Source organism: Candidatus Palibaumannia cicadellinicola, from assembly GCF_001269425.1.
In the GTDB taxonomy this organism is placed as follows: domain Bacteria; phylum Pseudomonadota; class Gammaproteobacteria; order Enterobacterales; family Enterobacteriaceae; genus Baumannia; species Baumannia cicadellinicola_A.
Genome location: NZ_CP011787.1, coordinates 189,336 through 209,210 on the forward strand (window position 1 = coordinate 189,336; position 19,875 = coordinate 209,210).

The window sequence follows — 19,875 nt, forward strand, 5'->3', positions numbered from 1 at the left end:
ATATTATTTGCTTAGCTTTTACCTTGATGTTCTTTGATATAAAGAAAAAATTATATTAAACATTTTTAGTTAACAGTTTTTCTGTAATCATAATTGTAATATGGGACAAAGCAGCTGGAATAGCGGTAATATCACTGCAACAAGCATAAGCAATTTCTGGGCTACCTCCGCCTTTACCGCCAACCTTCTGAGTTAAGGTACTTATAATATCTTTAGCTTTAATACTATTAGTTAAATTACCAGTAACCCCAGCTATCAAATTAGCTTTCATCTCCGAAATATTCGCAAGAATTATTACCGCTGAGCCTAACTTATTCTTCATATTTTCTACAATAGTACGTAGTATTTTTTGATCTATGTTTTCTAGTTGGCTAACTATTACCTGTGCACCATTTATTTTACGTATTTTGCTGCTTAATTTAGCTATTTCCTGTACTACCTGTTGATTATTGATATGATTTAGCTGTTGTTCTAATTTTTTTGTACGATCTTTCAAAGATCGTACCTTTTCTATTAAGTTAGGGCCATCATTTTTCAATAGTTGTTGTGATATGCTTTGTAATAAATGTTTTTGCTGATGTAAGCACGCTAGCGCTGCTTCACCAGTAACTGCTTCGATACGTCGAATTCCTGCAGCAATACCTGATTCTGATAAAATTAAGAATAAACCAATATCACCAGTACGGCTAGCATGAGTTCCGCAACATAATTCAGTAGAAACATTACCTATACTTAATACTCTAACTTTAGACTGGTGGTATTGCTCTCCTAATACTAATAGGTAACCTTTTTGGCGCGCTGCATCTATAGACATATTTGTTGTGTTAATTATTAAATTACTACGTATATGTTTATTTACTATCTCTTCTACTATACGTATTTGCTCATTTTCCAGAGCTTTATTATGGGAGAAGTCAAAGCGCAGATACTTGTCTTTTACTATAGATCCTCTTTGTTCTACATTGTTTTCTAGTACATTGCGTAATGCTGATTGCAGTAAATGAGTAGCAGAGTGATTTAAACTAATACAGGTGCGGCGTGCTTTATTAACATAAGCTATTACTTTATCCCCTATACTTAATTTTCCATAGCTTAGCGTACCTATATGACAAAAAGACTGACCATATTTCTTTGTATCAAATACTTTAAAAATACCAGTATCTGACTTAAGTTCCCCGCTATCACCTATTTGACCGCCTGATTCGCCATAAAATGGCGTTTCATTTAGTATTACAATTGAATTTAAATTGTTATTATTATTAATAGAATCTATTACTTCTACTGGCTTACCATCGCAGAATAAAGCCATAATTTTGCTATTATGATACGTAACGTTCTCATAACCTAAAAAATTTGTACAATATGCAATATTTAGCATGCTGCTATATTGATTATTATGATTATAACCAATAAAACTGCTTGTTTCTCTAGCACGTTTGCGTTGTACCTCCATTGCTTTTTTAAAACCTTCTTGATCTACGTTAATATTACGTTCACGACAAACATCAACGGTAAGATATAGCGGAAAACCATAAGTATCATAAAGACGAAAAGCAGTTGCTCCGTCCATAGTATCTGAATTAATATGAGCTAGCTCATGTTCTAATATAGACAATCCGCGCTCTAAAGTATGTGAAAATTGTTCCTCTTCATTGCGCAGTACAAGCTCTATCATATTCTTATTTCTTTGTAACTGCTCAGCAGCGTTACCCATGATTTCAATCAGCGGGGTTACTAATTTATAAAAAAATGGATGTGTTGCCCCTAAAATATAGCCATGTCTTATTGCACGGCGGATAATATGGCGTAATACATAACCGCGTCCATCTTTAGATGGAACTATTCCTTCACTAATTAAGAAGGCGCACGAACGAATATGATCTGCAATTACGCGTAGAGATGTACTACATATATTAGTAGTACATGTTACTTCTGCTGCGGCTTTAATTAGTTGACTGAATATATCAATTTCATAGTTAGAATTTACCTGCTGTAGTACAGCTGCAATACGCTCTAAACCCATACCAGTATCAACAGAAGGTTTAGATAGTGGTAGCATGGTGCCATCCGCCTGGCGATTAAATTGTACAAATACTAGGTTCCAAATTTCTATATAGCGATCACCCGATTCTTCTTTGCTACCTGGGCTACCTGGTGGTCTACCAAAAATATGGTCGCCATGGTCATAAAAAATTTCTGAACAGGGGCCACATGGGCCAATATCTCCCATTTGCCAAAAATTATCAGAATCATAAATACTACTACCTTCGTGATCACTAATACGAATTATACGTTCAGCCGGCATGCCTATATCTTTTGCCCATATGTTATATGCTTCGTTATCTGTGGCATAGACTGTGACCAATAGTTTTTCTTTCGGTATATTGAATAAATGTTTTCCTGTTAATAATTCCCATGCAAACTGGATAGCGTCATATTTAAAATATTCACCAAAGCTGAAGTTACCTAACATTTCAAAAAAAGTATGGTGACGCGTGGTATAACCAACATGTTCTAGATCATTATGCTTACCACCTGCCCGTACGCAGCGTTGCGCAGTGGTAGCACGCTGATATAATCTTGTATCTAGACCTAAGAAAACATCTTTAAATTGATTCATTCCAGCGTTAGTAAACATTAAAGTATTATCATTATTAGATATTAGTGAGCTGCTAGCTACTATCTGATGTCCTTTACTATGAAAAAAATCAAGAAACTTTTGTCGAATATCAGCTGTACTATTATTAATCATAATTATATTATAATCCTGATAAATATATAAATTTTATTTATATAAAATATTAGTATTTGTTTGTTAAATACTAATATTTTAACTAATAATGTAGATATGTTAGATATGATGTATTATCTATACAGAATATATTGATAAATCTTAAATATACGCGAGAAAATATTTTCTTAAAAGTTAGTTAAAAGAAAAAAAAATTTGGTAAATAGCTTATTACTCTGCTATAAGCTAAAAAAAATATTTAGTACTATGCTGCTTGATTGAAATAATTTTATTTATTCATAGCGTTCTTTGGAGTTATCTTCTTCATATAAAAATTTACTATCGGTATCGGTACTTGTTGTAGTATGCAGTAACATCTCTCTGAGTTTTTTATTAATTTCTGCTGAAAGTTGCTGATTATATTTTAGAAAGTTACAGACGTTAGTCTTTCCCTGTCCAATTTTTTCGCCATTATAACTATACCAAGAACCTGCTTTTTCAATTATATTATTCTTTACACCTAAATCTACTAGTTCACCGTAAATATTTATTCCTTCGCCGTATTTAATCTGAAATTCAGCCTGTTTAAATGGCGCGGCAACTTTATTTTTTACTACTTTTACGCGTGTTTCACTACCAATAACTACATCTCCCTCTTTCACAGAACCTATACGTCGAATATCTAGTCTAACAGAAGAATAAAATTTTAGCGCGTTACCACCAGTAGTAGTTTCTAGATTACCAAACATAACACCTATCTTCATTCTAATTTGATTAATAAATATTAGTAAAGTATTAGCATTTTTTAGGTTACCAGTTAGTTTACGCATTGCCTGGCTCATCATACGCGCAGCTAGACCAACGTGCGAATCTCCAATTTCTCCTTCTATCTCGGCCTTAGGTGCTAACGCAGCTACTGAATCAACGATAATTACATCTACTGCTCTAGATCTAGTTAATACGTCACATATTTCTAATGCCTGTTCTCCTGTATCTGGTTGTGAGCACAGTAGGTTATCGATATCTACCCCTAATTTTTTTGCATAAATGGGATCTAGTGCATGTTCAGCATCTATAAATGCGCATATTTTACCTTCTTTCTGTGCAGTGGCTATTACTTGTAGCGTTAATGTTGTTTTACCTGACGATTCTGGTCCATATATTTCTACAATACGACCCATAGGTAAACCACCTGCGCCCAATGCAATATCAAGAGATAGCGAACCTGTGGAAATAGTTTCTATATTCATGGAGCGATCTTCACCTAGGCGCATTATTGAACCTTTGCCGAATTGCTTTTCAATATGACTCAATGCTGCTGCTAGCGCCTTTTTTTATTATCATCAATAGCCATTTTAACTCCTATAAAGCGAAGCATGGAATAACATTTGAACCTTTTTTTCAATGCGCCCAAAATGTAGTAGACGTAAATAGTAAGTAATTTTTACTAATTATACTGTATTTGTCTAAAGCAGAGTACTGAGGCTAAATATACATAGCTATTATCGTAAAACATAATCCCTACTTTTTATTAATATTATCCATAAGCCCAAACAAGCAAAACACTAATAAACTAATATCGATACTATTTATGATGGATGTATAGCGCAATTTGTTTTCTAGCTGTATCTGTATTACATTTATTGATAAATAAAAAAGTTTTTCACTCGCTAGTTGTGCCTCATACCCAGTAGATATATATAACGTATAACGAAAAGCAATGGTGAATAACATAAAATTCTTTAGCAACATCTTGTCAAATGCATATAGTAAAATATATGAGAATGATTAATAATTTAATAAGCATTATACGCCATACGCCTATAGTTACTTTTTCTTTACAATAATAATTATTAAAAAAATAAATATAGCACTGTGATTAATTTTTATAGTTTGTTACTTACAAGCAGTAGAGAAACTATTTTCTATCCAACAAGCTATAATTATTTTTTATTGATGGAATTTATGCCTATATACCTATCACTACTATATATTTATATCTAGTAGTGATAGGTATTGGTTATGCGCTAGCAGCTAGTAGCTAATATAGGTAGCCAAATTTATAGAATGAAGCTTAGATGGACTGAGACTTATAGCAGGTATTTACTACTACGGTATAAGTTATGATGCTGCAGTAAGATCATCAAAATTATTATATATACTATACTATCATGGAATCTAAAGTAGTACTTTTTACCAACTATGATAACACTACTATAAAAAGTTTTTATGATTGAAAACATAAACAATCAGCACAGATAATTATAATTAGTTATTAGCGGCTGCAACTTAAACGATTATTAATTAGAAAATGTATTTTATATATTTTAAACAATCATTAATCTAATTCTATAATTAAATTATTGTCCTATAAAAATTAATTTTTTTTTTGTATTTTGCTGCGTAAAGGCAAAACTTAACTAGTTGCTGCTATTAATAAAACTACTATAACAAAGAGTAATTATTAGATCATACTATACTTGATTTTTCGACAGCCGTAATATTTTTTACCCTACCTTTAGCATGTTTATTTTTTTTATAATGTATCGATCATTTTTAGGTTTTTGTAATGCTTTGTGCTATTGTTTCAGTACAGTTTACATTGAAAGCAGCTTGAGCTATTGGTATTAATGAATAGTCATCAGGCGACACGGCATAAGCTATTTACTAGCTAGGGAAATGATAGCAAAAATTGCTAGAAAATTATTTTAGCAGCTATTATTTATTAATAGCAGTTAAGTAAAGTTGCCTATAATAGATATATTATTATCTTATTTAATTAAATATGAAAACATTATTAGAAAATACTATAATTAACCATACTCCTATGATGCAGCAGTATTTTAAGCTAAAAGCTAAGCATAAGGATATTTTACTGTTTTACCGCATGGGTGATTTTTATGAATTATTTTATGATGATGCTAAGCGGGTATCACAATTAATCAATATATCTTTAACAAAACGCGGCTCATCAGCTGGTGAACCAATTCCAATGGCTGGGGTACCTTATCATGCAGTAGAAAGTTATTTAGCTAAATTAGTAGCACTGGGCGAATCTGTAGCAATTTGTGAACAAATTGGAGATGCTACCACAACTACTACTAATGGGCTGTTAGAACGTCGTGTTGTACGTATTATTACTCCTGGTACTGTTATCGATGAAGCATTACTAAATGAACATCAGGATAATTTACTTGCTGCTATATGGCAGGAATCAAATAGTTTTGGTTATGCAACTTTGGATATGACTTCAGGTAAATTTATCCTTTCGGAACACAACAATTTATATGCTATGGCTGCAGAATTACAGCGTACTAACCCATCTGAACTACTGTATCCAGATAATCTAAATAATTTAGTACTTATTGAAAACCGTCGTGGTCTGCGACGTCGGCCAATATGGACATTTGAACTAGAAACAGCTTGTAAGCAACTGATGCTACAGTTTGGAACTAGTAGTTTAAATGGTTTTGGTATTGAAAAGACGACTTTGGCGCTACGTGCAGCTGGTTGCCTACTGCAATATGCAAAAGATACACAGCAGTGTACTTATTTACCCAATATTAGTACTGTTATATTAGAACAGCAACAAGACTACGTTATTATTGATGCTATTACAATGCGAAACCTTGAGCTAACAAAGAATTTTAGTGGCTGCGCAGACAACACGCTCATTAATATTATAGATAATACTGTAACTTCAATGGGCAGTAGAATGCTAAAACGTTGGCTATCTAGACCAACTAGAAATCTTAAAATAATAACAGATCGTCAAGAAAGTATAAAATATTTACAAAATATAGTTGAATATATACAACCAGTGCTACGCACTATAGGCGATATAGAGCGAATAATAGTGCGTTTAGCACTAAGATCTGCACGTCCTCGTGATCTAGTACGTATGCGTCATGCTTTCCAGCAATTACCAGAAATTAAACTATGTTTCAATAAAGAACAGCTGCTTGGTGAACATATTAAAAAATTAATTAGTAATATCGGTAGTTTCGATAATCTGCGACTATTATTAGAGCGTGCTATTGTTGAATACCCACCAATAATGGTGCGTGATGGCGGTGTTATTGCAACCGGATACAGCGCAGAATTAGATAAATTACGTTTTTTATCTGATAATGCTACAGACTATTTAGATAGACTGGAAATTATAGAGCGTGCTAGTACCGGACTAGATACACTAACAGTTGGCTTTAATGCTGTACATGGCTATTTCATTCAGATAAGCCGTAGACAGAGTCATCTAGCCCCAGCACGCTATATCCGTAGGCAAACTCTTAAACATGCAGAACGTTATATTATTCCTGAGCTGAAAGAGTATGAAGATAAAGTGATGACATCAAAAGTTAAAGCATTATCACTAGAAAAAACTTTGTATGATGAGGTAATTGATTTAATATTTCCGCATGTAGCTCAATTACAGCAGAGCGCAGCTGCTTTAGCTGAACTTGATGTTTTAACAAACTTAGCAGAACGTGCTGATACACTAAATTATGTATGTCCTTTAATCAGTGATAAACCTGGTATCGATATTATCGGTGGTCGACACCCTGTAGTAGAGAAGTATATAAGCGAGCCATTTATAGATAATTCTTTATCATTATCAACTAAATATAATATGCTTATTATCACTGGACCTAACATGGGTGGTAAAAGTACTTATTTGCGCCAGAATGCACTGATTGTTTTATTATCCTATATTGGTAGCTTTGTACCTGCTTCGCAGGCTACAATAGGACCTATTGATCGTATTTTTACTCGTATAGGCGCAGCAGATGATCTAGCTTCGGGTCGTTCGACATTTATGGTAGAAATGACTGAAACAGCAAATATTCTAAATAACGCGACTTGCCATAGTTTAGTATTAATGGATGAGATTGGTCGTGGGACATCTACATATGATGGTTTATCACTGGCTTGGGCCTGTGCAGAACACCTTGCTAACACCATTCAAGCAATGACTTTGTTTGCTACGCATTATTTTGAGATGTCTACTCTATCTGAAAAAATAAATGGTATTGTAAATGTACATTTCGACGCAAAAGAGTATGATAATACAATAGTATTTTTGCATAGTTTACAGAAAGGTACTACTAGTAAAAGCTATGGTTTATCAGTCGCTGTTTTAGCTGGGATACCAAATAAAGTGATACACAGTGCAAGAAAAAAGTTATCTCAATTAGAAATTATTTATAATAAGTCTGATACTAATGTTCATGTAGTATCTCAGATTGAACATAATAAATGTAATAATAACTTAATTGAGTTTGTTAAAAACATAGATCCAGACAGCTTATCTCCACTTCAAGCACTTAATGTATTATACAATATTAAAAAAATGCTATTATTAACATAATTAATTATTCACTTTTAGGCAAATAAAGTAACTGATTAATAGGTTTTACTTTATAACTAATAGCAAAATAGAATTTAACTTAGCTAGCTACGCTACTACCAATAGTAGCAATTTTTTGTCCAACTTTAACTACTTTTTGTTAATCAAAAAGTATGTTATCTGGATTAGCATATGCACTAAGGTAATCATCATTTACTGCATACACTACTAGCGGTTGCTATAATGGCTTGTCCACGTAAGCAATAGATATCAACACATTGATTTACTACTTATATTTCTGAAAAGTAATAAATTAAGTAAAATAGATAAGTAAAATATAATATAAACGTACTGCTAAATTACCTATTAATTAGTAGTGCTACAGCTTCACAGGCTATTCCCTCCAGACGACCTATGAAGCCTAATTTTTTCTGTTGTTGTAAGCTTTTAACGTTGATATCATCTATAGAACAACATAGATCTTCTGCAAGATAAATGCGCATTTGCTGAATATAATCAGAAATTTTAGGTAATTGTGTAATTACAGTAAGATCTAAATTACCTAACCGATAACCTTTGGCAATAATATATCGCCAAGCTTCGCGTAATAGTTCACGGCTATCAGCACCTTTGAATAATATATTATTATCTGGAAATATTTTACCGATATCTCCTAGAGCTGCTGCACCAAGTAAAGCGTCAGTAGCAGCATGCAATGCAACGTCACCATTAGAATGAGATAGTACACCTTGCTTATAGGGAATTCGTACACCTCCAATAATTAGCTGACCTTTTCCACCAAATTTATGTATATCAAAACCATGACCGATACGCATTTATGCTTCCTCTATGCTTCCTCTTGAGAGAGATAAAATCTAGCTAAAGATATATCTTCTGGCCAAGTTACTTTAATATTATCGGTTCTACCAGGTACTAATAAAGGTCTGTATCCATAATATTCTAGTGCAGAAGACTCATCTGTCAAAGATACTCCTTCATTGATGGCTCTATTCAAACAATTATTTAGTAATTCAAACATAAATAACTGTGGCGTTAAAGCATGCCACAAATGCGTACGCTCTAAAGTATGATCTATAGTAGTTAGTTCAGTCCCTTTGCTACTACTAGTAGCATGCTTTATAGTGTCGCGCACAGGTTTTGCTAATATTCCTCCTATTTTAGAACCAACAATAACAGTATTCAGTAAATATAATAGATCTGTTTGATGTAAGCATGGACGCACTGCATCATGAACTAATACCCATGATACATCATGCTTAACATTGCGTAGTGCTAACATAACAGAATCTGCTCGGTTAATACCGCCTAGCACAGCTATAACACGCGCTTCATAAGAAATAGGTAACTTATGAAACCAACGGTCATTGGGACTAATTGCAACAATAATTTTACTGATACAAGGCTGACGTAATAGTGCTGATATTGCATACTCTAATATGGTTTTTGTTCCAATATTAATATACTGCTTTGGAAATGAATGTTGCATACGAATACCAATGCCAGCCGCAGGTATAATTGCTACTACATTAGGTAATTTTACTGAAAATAACGTCATACTTACTTATATTATTATTTTATAGGGACTAAACGATAGAAAGTCTCACCTGGCTTAATCATATCTAGTTCATTGCGTGATCTTTCTTCTATAGCAGCCTCTTTACCATCATATAAATCACTAACTTCAGCAAATAACTTAGCATTACGTTGACTAAGTGTTTCGTTTTTTTTTTGATTAACAATATTACTATCTAGGCTTATTAGCGCAATAATACCATGTTTACCTAGCCAAAGAGAATATTGCAGCCAGATAAGTAGTGCTACTAATAGCAACTGCAGTGTTTTTATTTTTACGTCCGTCCTATAACATGAAATGTTGGTACTAACTATTTAAAAAGGGAAAACTAGTTAACGGACCTAGCTGAATTGCAGCTAGGTAAAAAGCTAAGCACTGATGAATTCATCTTACTATTATTACTATTAATAAATACAATGAATAACCCAGCCAAGTATATAATACTGTATCTAATAGTAGCATTTCTACTACTTACAAAAATATAACGCCTTACTTAATAGCTTAAATACAGTAAATTATTACTGATTTGATTATAGTCTATTATTATTTAGACTAAAATGCTTATTTATTTTTGTCCCTAATGTTTTTGCTATGTTAGTTTTAAGATGAAATATCAGTTTCCATAATAGCCTGCGACAAATGGTGTTTAATATATAATATATACTATTATACCTAAATTAATTATATTAAGCTAGGATATAGCTAGCCTAGTTGCTGTTGTTACGCAGAACACTAATAACTAGCAGCAGTACCTAACTTTTTAAGTATATAGCAATATACTGACTTGGTTAAAAATAACATATATTATATTAATAATATTATATATAAAAATTATTAATTTAAAATTTTTACCTTTGAAGATGCAAACTATTTACCTTACAAAATGCAATGTACCTGCTGGGAAGGTGGCCACATTTTAATTAATTTTTAGTAAAATTTAGTTTACTGCTTATTATATAGATCCGATTATAAAACTTGTTATATTATTGAGTTGTCTAATATTAAAGCTGTATGTAAGCCTATTATTTATCAGTTAGATCACTTTATCACATAATTATAAAACCACACTATCGAAGTAATTGCTGCACAATGAGTTTTGCACAAATTACGGCAAAACCTAAATTTACTTAATTTTTTAATTTTGGCTGTGTATATCGTGGTAATATAGTATATTTTATACTAATACTTATTTGATATTAATACTTAACAACTGACTTAGCGAAGTTTATGTTCAGCAATATTAATGTGGTATTTATGTATTTTTATCTATAAACGCCAGTTAATGGCCTGCTATACAGGTTGTATTATCAATACACAGCTTAACTAATAGTTTGAACTACTATAAATTTGGTTTACCGTAATTTTGTAATTATTAGCCGTAACTTATCCAGTTTGTAGATATTATTTTTTTTACCGGCTACTAGGTTTTTAATTTCTTAGGCAAGATCCCATAAACATACATAATTAAAACTAAATTTACTATATTATATTAGGCCATACTGTTGGTTTTAGGCGTACAGATAATGTTCTGCGTCCCACTAGTTGCTAGTTTATATCTGGCAACTAAATGTAGTTTTTTATTATAAGTATTATATACTTTAATAATGATTTACTTATTAGCACAAACTATTTCTTTAGCATTAAGATACAAAGGATACTTTGTGGTATCACACAAGCTACAACTTACCATACCGCATTGTTGTCTACTAATAAAAGAATAAGTCGACTAATAAAAATATCAGTAAAAACAGTTAATTAACCTTAACCTTATTGCCTTGTAGCAGCAGCGTATAAACAATTGTATTGATATTTTACTGTACTGCATTTATGCAGCGCAGCCTGAAAGTTATCAAGTTAGTTAAACTATTTCATTTTTATTTATTTTATAGCCATAAAACTACTATTAAATAATGCTTTTTCACCAAGTTCTTCTTCTATGCGAAGAAGCTGATTATATTTAGCTAATCTGTCTGAACGGCTCATAGAACCACTTTTAATCTGTCCGGCTGATATTCCCACAGCTAAATCAGCGATAATAGTATCTTCAGTTTCACCGGAACGATGAGATATAATTGTTGCATAACCAGCATTCTTAGCCATGTTGATGACTTCTATAGTTTCTGTAAGAGAACCAACTTGGTTTAACTTAATAAGAATAGAGTTCATTATGCCTTGTTCGATACCTACTTTTAGCATTTTAGTACTGGTAACAAATAGGTCATCGCCTACTAACTGAATTTTATCTCCTAATACTTTTGTATGGTATAAAAAACCGTCCCAGTCTGATTCGTGGAGACCATCTTCAATAGAAATTATTGGGTAATTTGTGGTTAGCTCTTTAAGGTAATCTGTAAATTCTTGTGAGGTAAATTGTTTTCCTTCTCCTTTTAGATAATATTTACCGGTAGCTGGATCAAATAGTTCTGAAGCAGCGCAATCAATAGCTAAAGCAATATCTTTACCTAAAATATAACCAGAGTTATCTACTGCTATTTTGATAGCATCTAATGCAGCGGTATTTGATCCTAAATTAGGCGCGTAACCACCTTCGTCGCCTACTGCAGTTTGCATATTTTTAGTTTTAAGTACGTAGGCTAAATGATGGAACACTTCAGAACCCATTCTAATTGCTTCTTTGATAGTTTTTGCGCTTACTGGAATAATCATAAACTCTTGTATATCAATATTATTATTTGCATGCTTACCTCCATTGATAATATTAATCATCGGTAATGGCATCAAAAATTTACCTGTGGTACCGTTGAGTTCAGCAATATAAGCATAAATAGGCATGTACTTTGAAGCTGCTGCAGCTTTCGCTACTGCTAGTGATACAGCAAGAATAGCATTAGCGCCTAATTTGCATTTATTTGTTGTCCCGTCTAGCTCTATCATACAGTTATCTATTAATTTTTGCTTTTGAGCATTTTTACCGATTAATGTTGCAGCAATTGGACCATTAACAGAGTTTACTGCTTTAGTTACTCCTTTTCCCATAAAGCGTAATGGATCACAGTCTCGCAACTCTAGTGCTTCTAAAGATCCTATAGAAGCACCAGATGGTACAGAGGCTAGACCAATGAAACCACTATCTAGATGAACTTCAGCTTCAACAGTAGGATTTCCACGAGAGTCGATAATTTCACGACCAACTATTTTAACTATTTTTGACATTAGGATTTCCTTAAATATATATTTAATAATATTATTTTTTTCTGGTTTTTTGATATTCCATGGCGGCCTTGATAAATCCTGTAAATAAAGGATGACCATCACGTGGAGTTGAAGTAAATTCTGGATGAAATTGACTAGCAACAAACCAGGGGTGATCTGGATATTCTATAATTTCTACTAGCTTGTTATCAGATGATAGCCCTGATACGCGAAGTCCAGCTTCCTCAAGTTGTGGCAAAAAAATATTATTTACTTCGTAGCGATGACGATGGCGCTCCATTATTAGATCATGACCATATATTTTACGTGCTAAGCTGCCGTAAGTAAGTTTACAAGGCTGGCTACCAAGACGCATAGTCCCTCCTAAATTACGTGTTTTACTAAGTAATTTTACATTACCATTTGTTGTGCACAATTCATTAATTAGTGCTACTACAGGATACTTACAGTAAGAAATAAATTCTGTAGAGTTAGCCTCAGGCATATCAGCTACATTGCGAGCGAACTCTATGATAGCTATCTGCATACCAAGACAGATACCTAAATAGGGAATATTATTCTCTCTAGCGTATTGCGCAGTAATTATCTTACCTTCTACACCTCGATATCCAAAGCCTCCTGGAATTAAAATAGCATCTAAGTCTTTTAGAATATCTAAACTACTTGTTTCTACATGTTGAGCATTTATAAGGTTAATGTTGACAGTAATACTATTTTTAAGTCCTGCATGTTTCAGTGCTTCCATAACTGATTTGTAAGCATCCGGTAATTCGATATATTTTCCTACAATACCTATAGTAACTTCACCAACTGGATTAGCTTGCTGATAAATAACTTGTTCCCACTCAGAAAGATCAGCTTCAGGACATGTCAAGTTGAAACGCTCACAAATATAATCATCTAGATCTTGCGACTGTAATAGTGCAGGAATTTTGTAAATAGAATCCACGTCTTTAAGTGAAATTACCGCATTTTCTAATACGTTACAGAACAAAGCTATTTTTGCTCTTTCGTTGCTAGGTACTGTACGATAAGATCTACAAATTAGTACGTCAGGCTGAATACCAATAGACAGCAGCTCTTTTACAGAATGCTGTGTTGGCTTAGTTTTCAACTCACCTGCCGCATCTATGTAGGGTACTAGAGTTAAGTGCATATATAACGTATGAGTCCGTCCTACTTCTACTGCCATTTGTCTTATAGCCTCTAGGAAAGGTAGCGATTCGATATCACCTACAGTCCCACCTATTTCTACTAAGACTATATCGTGGCCTTCTCCGCCCTCAATAATACGTTTTTTGATTGCGTTAGTTATATGGGGAATAACCTGAATAGTAGCCCCAAGATAATCACCACGTCGCTCTTTATGCAGGACATCGTAATATATACTGCCAGTAGTAAAGTTATTACGATGCGACATTTTAGTACGTATGAAACGTTCATAATGCCCAAGATCTAAATCTGTTTCTGCACCATCTTCTGTAACGAATACTTCTCCGTGCTGAATAGGACTAATAGTACCTGGATCTACATTAATATATGGATCTAACTTAATAATGGTAACGTTAAGACACCTAGCTTCTAGGATAGCGGCAAGTGATGCTGCAGCAATCCCCTTACCTAAGGATGATACAACCCCTCCTGTCACAAAAATATAATTAGTTTTCATAATTAATATGAAAATAGCATAGCAAAACCTAATAAAAAATATAGCAAAATAATATACCTCAATCTTACACAAACATTCCATAACAAATACTTTTGATTATTTGGTTGGATAGCTGTTTGTTATCTATAATATAAATTATTATTAGTTATGGATATAAAAAGTGCGCAGCAGCAATACTTAGTTAAGTTAGCATAGTTCTGCATAGTGATTATCGGATAGTTTTGCTACGTAGTCCTAGTACAGGACTAATATATTAATGATAATAAGTATTAAATTGTAAGTTTAATTAAAATTAATAAAATTTTTATATAAATAAATATAATAAAAATTATTAATTATGCTAATATTTATCACGAAATTTTATACTGAAATAACTTAACAACTACTAGTCCTGCGTAAAATGCAGAAAAAATATTTTTTACTACCGTATGTATATAAATAAAGTCCATGTACATAATAATAAGATAAGCTATCGTTCGTTATCACTCCCCTACCTAATAAGGAAAGGATAAGTCAGTGTTTAAATAAATACAAAGCCAAGCAGCACGCAAGATTACGTAATATTATTACTATACTATTTAACTACTACTTAACTACTACTACTATCTAGTTGTATTAAAATTTTATGCATGCAGCATCATATACTACTACTATACCTATATAAATAAGTATGTTGCTCTTGCTGCTATATTTAGTTATTAATTAATATTAAAGAAATACTTTAAATTATTAAAAAAAATAATAAATATACTAATTACTAATTAATCTCAATAAAGAGAAATTTTATGATAATTGGTATTATAGGTGCGATGGCACAAGAAGTTTTATTGCTTAGAAAGAAATTAACAAAAATTACTATTTGGCAACAGGCTGGATGTAAAATTTATAGCGGATATATGCAAGGAAGAAAAGTAGCTTTAGTCCAATCAGGAATTGGGAAGGTTTCCGCAGCATTAGGAACTACACTATTACTATATCATTTTAAACCGGAATTAGTCATAAATATTGGTTCAGCTGGTGGTATTTATCCTAATTTAGTAATAGGTAATATTGTGATATCTGATAAAGTTATTTATCATGATGTAGATTTAATAGCATTTGGCTATGATATAGGACAGATGGCACAGTGCCCATCATCATTTAAAGCTGCACCTAAATTAGTAAAGTTAGCTAAAACAATCACAGAAAGTCTTGGTTTACATGCTTTACTTGGTATTATACTTAGCGGAGACTCATTTATCCATGGAGGGCAAAAACTATCCTATATAAAAAATAATTTTCCGCAAGCAATAGCGGTAGATATGGAAGCTACTGCTATTGCTCATGTATGCTATAGATTTTCTATACCATTTGTAGTAATACGTTCTATCTCCGATTTTGCAGATAACTTATCTCAAAAAAAATTGAGAGATAATATTAAAGTAGTGGCAACTAATTTATCAATTGTTGTTGCTGAAATGGTACTGGCTATATCCTAACCAGCCTAGCTGCTATATAATATACTATACTTATATACTAAATGAAGATCCGCATCCACAAGTAGTTTTTATATTAGGGTTAGTAACAATAAAGCGCGAACCTTTTAGTCCTTCGCTGAAATCAACTGATCCTCCCAATAAATATTGCATGCTAATTGGATCTACAACCAGCATAACACCTTGTTTTTCTATAGTGAAATCATCATGATTAATTTTATCATCAAAAGTAAAACCATACTGTAAGCCATTACAACCACCACCAGTAATATATACTCTTAACTTAAGATTTTTGTTTGCTTCTTCTGCAAGAAGCTGTTGTACTCTGTGTACAGCGGAATCAGTAAATGTTACAGGAAAACTTGTAGTTTCTTTCATAACTTGTATTTATCCTTATTAATTAATATAAATTAACTTAATTTTATTTTTTACTAAAATAATTTACTTATTAATCAGAAGATAGGATAGTATATTAGAAACTACTGATAATGTTTTTATATTTGTTCCTAACAATTAATTTTGTTGTGAAAAAATTTTCAACCAACCAAAGACTTTTTGTAGATAATTTTTTTTATCTAATTGTAATATTTTTTTCTGCCTAGGTTCATATTCATAGTTAGCTCCTGTTGGAAAACCTTGTTCTATATTACACAATGATATCGGATCATCAGTCCAAATCGGTATAGGACGTAGTCCGCTATTTTTAGCGCAAACTAATTTTCCAAACAAATCAATATACATATTAATTATTCCTTCTGGAGGAATAAGATTAAGCTTAATCGGAGTTTTGTTATTTAGATAGCTATTATACACAGTAAGAGCACCGGTAGAACCAGTAAGCTTAGCTGGTTCATTATTATCTTTCCCAAGCCATATAACAGTAACTTCTTTTCCATCTATACCCACCACCCAGCTGTCACGTAGTTCATTAGTGGTACCTGTTTTTGCTGCAATATTATATTCAGAAAATTTTTCAGAGATCAATATTGATGTACCCCTTTCTACGACCTGTTGCATGGCATATAAAGTTAGGTAGGCAGCTTGAGCTGGAATTACCCGTTCGGACTGTGGTAAACTTTGATACAATATTTTTCCGTCTTCGCTTATAACTGCACGTACGGCTGATAAGGTAGCATGGTTACCATAGTTCGCAATAGTTTGGAACTGCTGTGCTATTTCTAATGGCGTTAGACTAATAGCACCTAGTATAATTGAAGGTATAGGATGAATTACTGATACTGGGATCCCTAATTTAATAAAAGTATTAATAATATTATTTAACCCTACGGCTATACCTAGATTAACCATGGGGACGTTGATAGAATAAGTAAATGCGTCAATTAACATCACTTTACCACGGAACTGTCGGTCATAGTTTTTAGGAAACCATATACGACTACCAATACCACAATTTTTAGTTGGAATAGCAAGTGGTTCATCAGTAATCCAAGTATTTAGCCTATATTTATTTGGTTGGCTAAGAGCAGTAATATATGTAGCTGATTTAGCAAGCGATCCAACTGAACGTCGTGCGTGCATAGCACGGTTAAAACCAGCAAAGCGCGTATCAGAACCGCCTACCATAGAAAGAATTTCTCCACTGAAACGATCTACAACTACCATTGCGCTCTCTAGGTCTGGAATGCTATTTTTTTTTCTTAGAATTGGAATACTTAACTTAATTGCTCTTTCTGCGGAACATTGAGAAACTGGATCTAAAGTAGTAAAAATTTTTATGCCGGATAGTGTATTAATTTTTATTTTAATATTACGATTAAATTCTTTATATACCATGTTAATAAAAGAATGCGGCGGCATAAAAATACTACAACTTAGCTGTACATTAAGCGGACGGGAAATCAATTTTTTATACAGATCTAGATTAATAATATTCTGTGCTTCTAAACATTTAAGCACAATATTACGACGATCTATCGTTAGTTTCGGATGACGTAATGGATTATACAAAGAAGCACCCTTAACCATTCCTACCAACATTGCCTGCTGTTCTAAACTAATTTCATTTATAGGTCTACCAAAGTAATACATACTAGCAAGCGGGAAACCACGTATCTGCTCATTGCCACTTTGACCAAGGTAGACATCATTTAGGTAAAGTGCTAAAATTCTGTCCTTACTATAGTGATAATCGAATAATAATGCCATATATGCTTCGTTTAACTTACGCCAAAATGATCTTTTATTACTAAAAAATAAGTTTTTTACTAGTTGCTGGGTAAGTGTACTACCTCCCTGTATTGTGTGCCCAGCGGTAAAGTTTGCTAGGAAAGCACGAAAAATAGAAGTCAAGCGAATACCATAATGCTGGTAAAAGTACCTATCTTCAGTAGCAATAAGTGTTTCTACTAGAAGAGGGGGAAAATCATCTAGTGGTAAAAAAAATCTTTGCTCCCCGTTTGTAGAAGGAAGTATGGTAATTAATTTAGGATCTAATCTAAATAAGCCAATATTATTTTTAATATTTTTATGATTAATTTTTAGTACTTTTTTGTTTTTAAAAGTAATACTAGTTCTAATAGGTCCTTCCTTTCCATCAGGAAAAGGAAAAGAACGACGGAACAGTTCAATACTATTATTACGTATTATAAACTCACCAGGACGAGTAATTTTTGATACTAGACTATATTTTAGTACTTCTAACAGTCTTACTAGGTCATTAAGGCTATAGGACATACCAGGCTCAAGGTGGACAATACGTCCATAAACAGCAGCAGGTAACTGCCAAATATTACCGTTGATACGGTAACGTAACTGCGTATCTAAATAAAATCCATATATAATAATTAATGTTATTAACATTAATAATAATATTATTAATTTATATAAAAAATTAATACATATATGTTGTTTTATTTTAATATAAAATATTCGAAATGATAAATTATTTTTCAAATGTATAAATTTTATTATCAGTTTTCGGTAAAGTTGAATAGGTTCACTGTAATGATCAGACATGTTTGTAATTCTCCAGATTACTGACACAGATGATCCTACCTCTTACTATTACTTTGCCATAATCTGCTAAGATAAAAGCAGAAACATCTATTTTAGAATATTTTATAATATGATTATATTACTGATATGATCAGTATCATATAATTATGGATGTATTGATTGTTATTTATTTTGTCATGAAATAGTATCTTAGTAGAAACTAGGTTAGTAGTTATGATACTACGTTAGAACATAGCAATTTGAGCTAATATAGCTAGCCTTAATTATAGACCGATTTTTTCAAAAAATATTAGGTATTGTTAGTTATTATTTGGTTAGTAAGAAAAGGAAAAGTAATATGCAACAACAAGGGAAAAAAATTACCAATCGTAAAAAATCCTCATTAAGTATTCTCGCTATAGCTGGAGTAGAACAATATCAGCAGAAGCCTGGCGAAGAATATATGAATGATGCTCAGCTGTTATATTTTAGACGTATTCTAGCAGCATGGCGCAATCAGCTGAGAGATGAAGTTGGACGCACAGTTTCTAATATGCGTGATGAGGCAGCAAATTTTCCTGATCCTGTAGATAGGGCAGCTCAGGAAGAAGAATTTAGCCTTGAACTACGTAATCTTGATCGCGAACGTAAGTTAATTAAGAAAATTGAAAAAACACTAAAAAAAGTAGAAGAACATGCTTTTGGCTTCTGTGAATCTTGCGGAATAGAAATAGGCATTCGTCGTTTAGAAGCTAGACCTACTGCTGATTTATGTATCGACTGCAAAATTTTGGCAGAAATAAGAGACAAGCAGATGTTAGATAATAACTAGCTCCTAGTAGTAAGTAATAAGCTAGCTTATTGATACATTACCTAATTTCCCATAGTTGATTAGTACAGTAAGTACGTACTGTTATAATTTTACTCACT

The 19,875-nt window shown here is 32.6% G+C and carries 10 protein-coding genes and 2 pseudogenes; 3 read left to right on the forward strand and 9 right to left on the reverse strand.

Annotation, left to right across the window (positions count from 1 at the left end; translation table 11 throughout):
• Nucleotides 1-55: 55 nt before the first annotated feature.
• Nucleotides 56-2,749, reverse strand: a complete 2,694-nt coding sequence (gene alaS, locus AB162_RS00855; RefSeq protein ID WP_053097365.1) for an alanine--tRNA ligase — start codon at nt 2,747-2,749, stop codon at nt 56-58.
• 275 nt (nt 2,750-3,024) lie between these two features.
• A pseudogene (recA, locus tag AB162_RS00860) lies at nt 3,025-4,085 on the reverse strand (recombinase RecA).
• 1,431 nt (nt 4,086-5,516) lie between these two features.
• Between recA and mutS the strand changes: the two are divergent.
• The gene (mutS, locus tag AB162_RS00865; RefSeq protein ID WP_260080649.1) at nt 5,517-8,099 is read left to right on the forward strand and encodes a DNA mismatch repair protein MutS; all 2,583 of its coding nucleotides are present in this window, start codon (nt 5,517-5,519) and stop codon (nt 8,097-8,099) included.
• Nucleotides 8,100-8,437: 338 nt separating this feature from the next.
• On the opposite strand, the gene ispF is transcribed toward mutS, so the two are convergent.
• The 5 genes from ispF to AB162_RS00890 form a co-directional block, all read right to left on the reverse strand.
• Entirely contained in the window at nt 8,438-8,914 is a 477-nt protein-coding gene (gene ispF / locus AB162_RS00870; protein WP_053096660.1) for a 2-C-methyl-D-erythritol 2,4-cyclodiphosphate synthase, read from the reverse strand.
• 11 nt (nt 8,915-8,925) lie between these two features.
• Complete coding sequence (gene ispD, locus AB162_RS00875; RefSeq protein ID WP_053096662.1) at nt 8,926-9,654, reverse strand: 2-C-methyl-D-erythritol 4-phosphate cytidylyltransferase; 729 nt, start codon at nt 9,652-9,654, stop codon at nt 8,926-8,928.
• Nucleotides 9,655-9,668: 14 nt separating this feature from the next.
• Nucleotides 9,669-9,944 carry a cell division protein FtsB gene (gene ftsB / locus AB162_RS00880; RefSeq protein WP_053096665.1) on the reverse strand — a complete coding sequence of 92 codons (276 nt, stop codon included), beginning with the start codon at nt 9,942-9,944 and terminating at the stop codon, nt 9,669-9,671.
• A 1,606-nt stretch (nt 9,945-11,550) separates the two neighbouring features.
• Nucleotides 11,551-12,846 (reverse strand): phosphopyruvate hydratase, encoded by a 1,296-nt coding sequence (eno, locus tag AB162_RS00885; RefSeq protein ID WP_053096667.1) that lies wholly within the window; start codon nt 12,844-12,846, stop codon nt 11,551-11,553.
• Nucleotides 12,847-12,877: 31 nt separating this feature from the next.
• A complete protein-coding gene (locus tag AB162_RS00890) occupies nt 12,878-14,515 on the reverse strand; it encodes a CTP synthase (protein WP_053096668.1) in 1,638 nt (545 codons plus the stop codon).
• Between the two features lie 785 nt (nt 14,516-15,300).
• On the opposite strand from AB162_RS00890, the gene mtnN reads away from it, so the two are divergent.
• Complete coding sequence (gene mtnN, locus AB162_RS00895) at nt 15,301-15,993, forward strand: 5'-methylthioadenosine/S-adenosylhomocysteine nucleosidase (protein ID WP_053096670.1); 693 nt, start codon at nt 15,301-15,303, stop codon at nt 15,991-15,993.
• A 30-nt stretch (nt 15,994-16,023) separates the two neighbouring features.
• On the opposite strand, the gene erpA is transcribed toward mtnN, so the two are convergent.
• Nucleotides 16,024-16,368: an iron-sulfur cluster insertion protein ErpA gene (gene erpA / locus AB162_RS00900; protein WP_053096672.1), complete on the reverse strand. Its 345-nt coding sequence runs from the start codon at nt 16,366-16,368 to the stop codon at nt 16,024-16,026.
• Between the two features lie 135 nt (nt 16,369-16,503).
• Nucleotides 16,504-18,843, reverse strand: a pseudogene (mrcB, locus tag AB162_RS00905) (bifunctional glycosyl transferase/transpeptidase); the annotation flags it as partial.
• A 460-nt stretch (nt 18,844-19,303) separates the two neighbouring features.
• Here mrcB and dksA point away from each other — a divergent pair.
• A complete protein-coding gene (gene dksA, locus AB162_RS00910) occupies nt 19,304-19,777 on the forward strand; it encodes an RNA polymerase-binding protein DksA (protein ID WP_053096677.1) in 474 nt (157 codons plus the stop codon).
• The last annotated feature ends 98 nt before the right edge of the window (nt 19,778-19,875 follow it).

Bases quoted from the DNA above. Each gene is read 5' to 3' on its own strand.
- ispF (WP_053096660.1), bottom strand. From the start codon at position 8,914: ATGCGTATCGGTCATGGTTTTGATATACATAAATTTGGTGGAAAAGGT.
- ispD (WP_053096662.1), bottom strand. From the start codon at position 9,654: ATGACGTTATTTTCAGTAAAATTACCTAATGTAGTAGCAATTATACCT.
- AB162_RS00890 (WP_053096668.1), bottom strand. From the start codon at position 14,515: ATGAAAACTAATTATATTTTTGTGACAGGAGGGGTTGTATCATCCTTA.
- mutS (WP_260080649.1), top strand. From the start codon at position 5,517: ATGAAAACATTATTAGAAAATACTATAATTAACCATACTCCTATGATG.
- dksA (WP_053096677.1), top strand. From the start codon at position 19,304: ATGCAACAACAAGGGAAAAAAATTACCAATCGTAAAAAATCCTCATTA.
- eno (WP_053096667.1), bottom strand. From the start codon at position 12,846: ATGTCAAAAATAGTTAAAATAGTTGGTCGTGAAATTATCGACTCTCGT.
- mtnN (WP_053096670.1), top strand. From the start codon at position 15,301: ATGATAATTGGTATTATAGGTGCGATGGCACAAGAAGTTTTATTGCTT.
- erpA (WP_053096672.1), bottom strand. From the start codon at position 16,368: ATGAAAGAAACTACAAGTTTTCCTGTAACATTTACTGATTCCGCTGTA.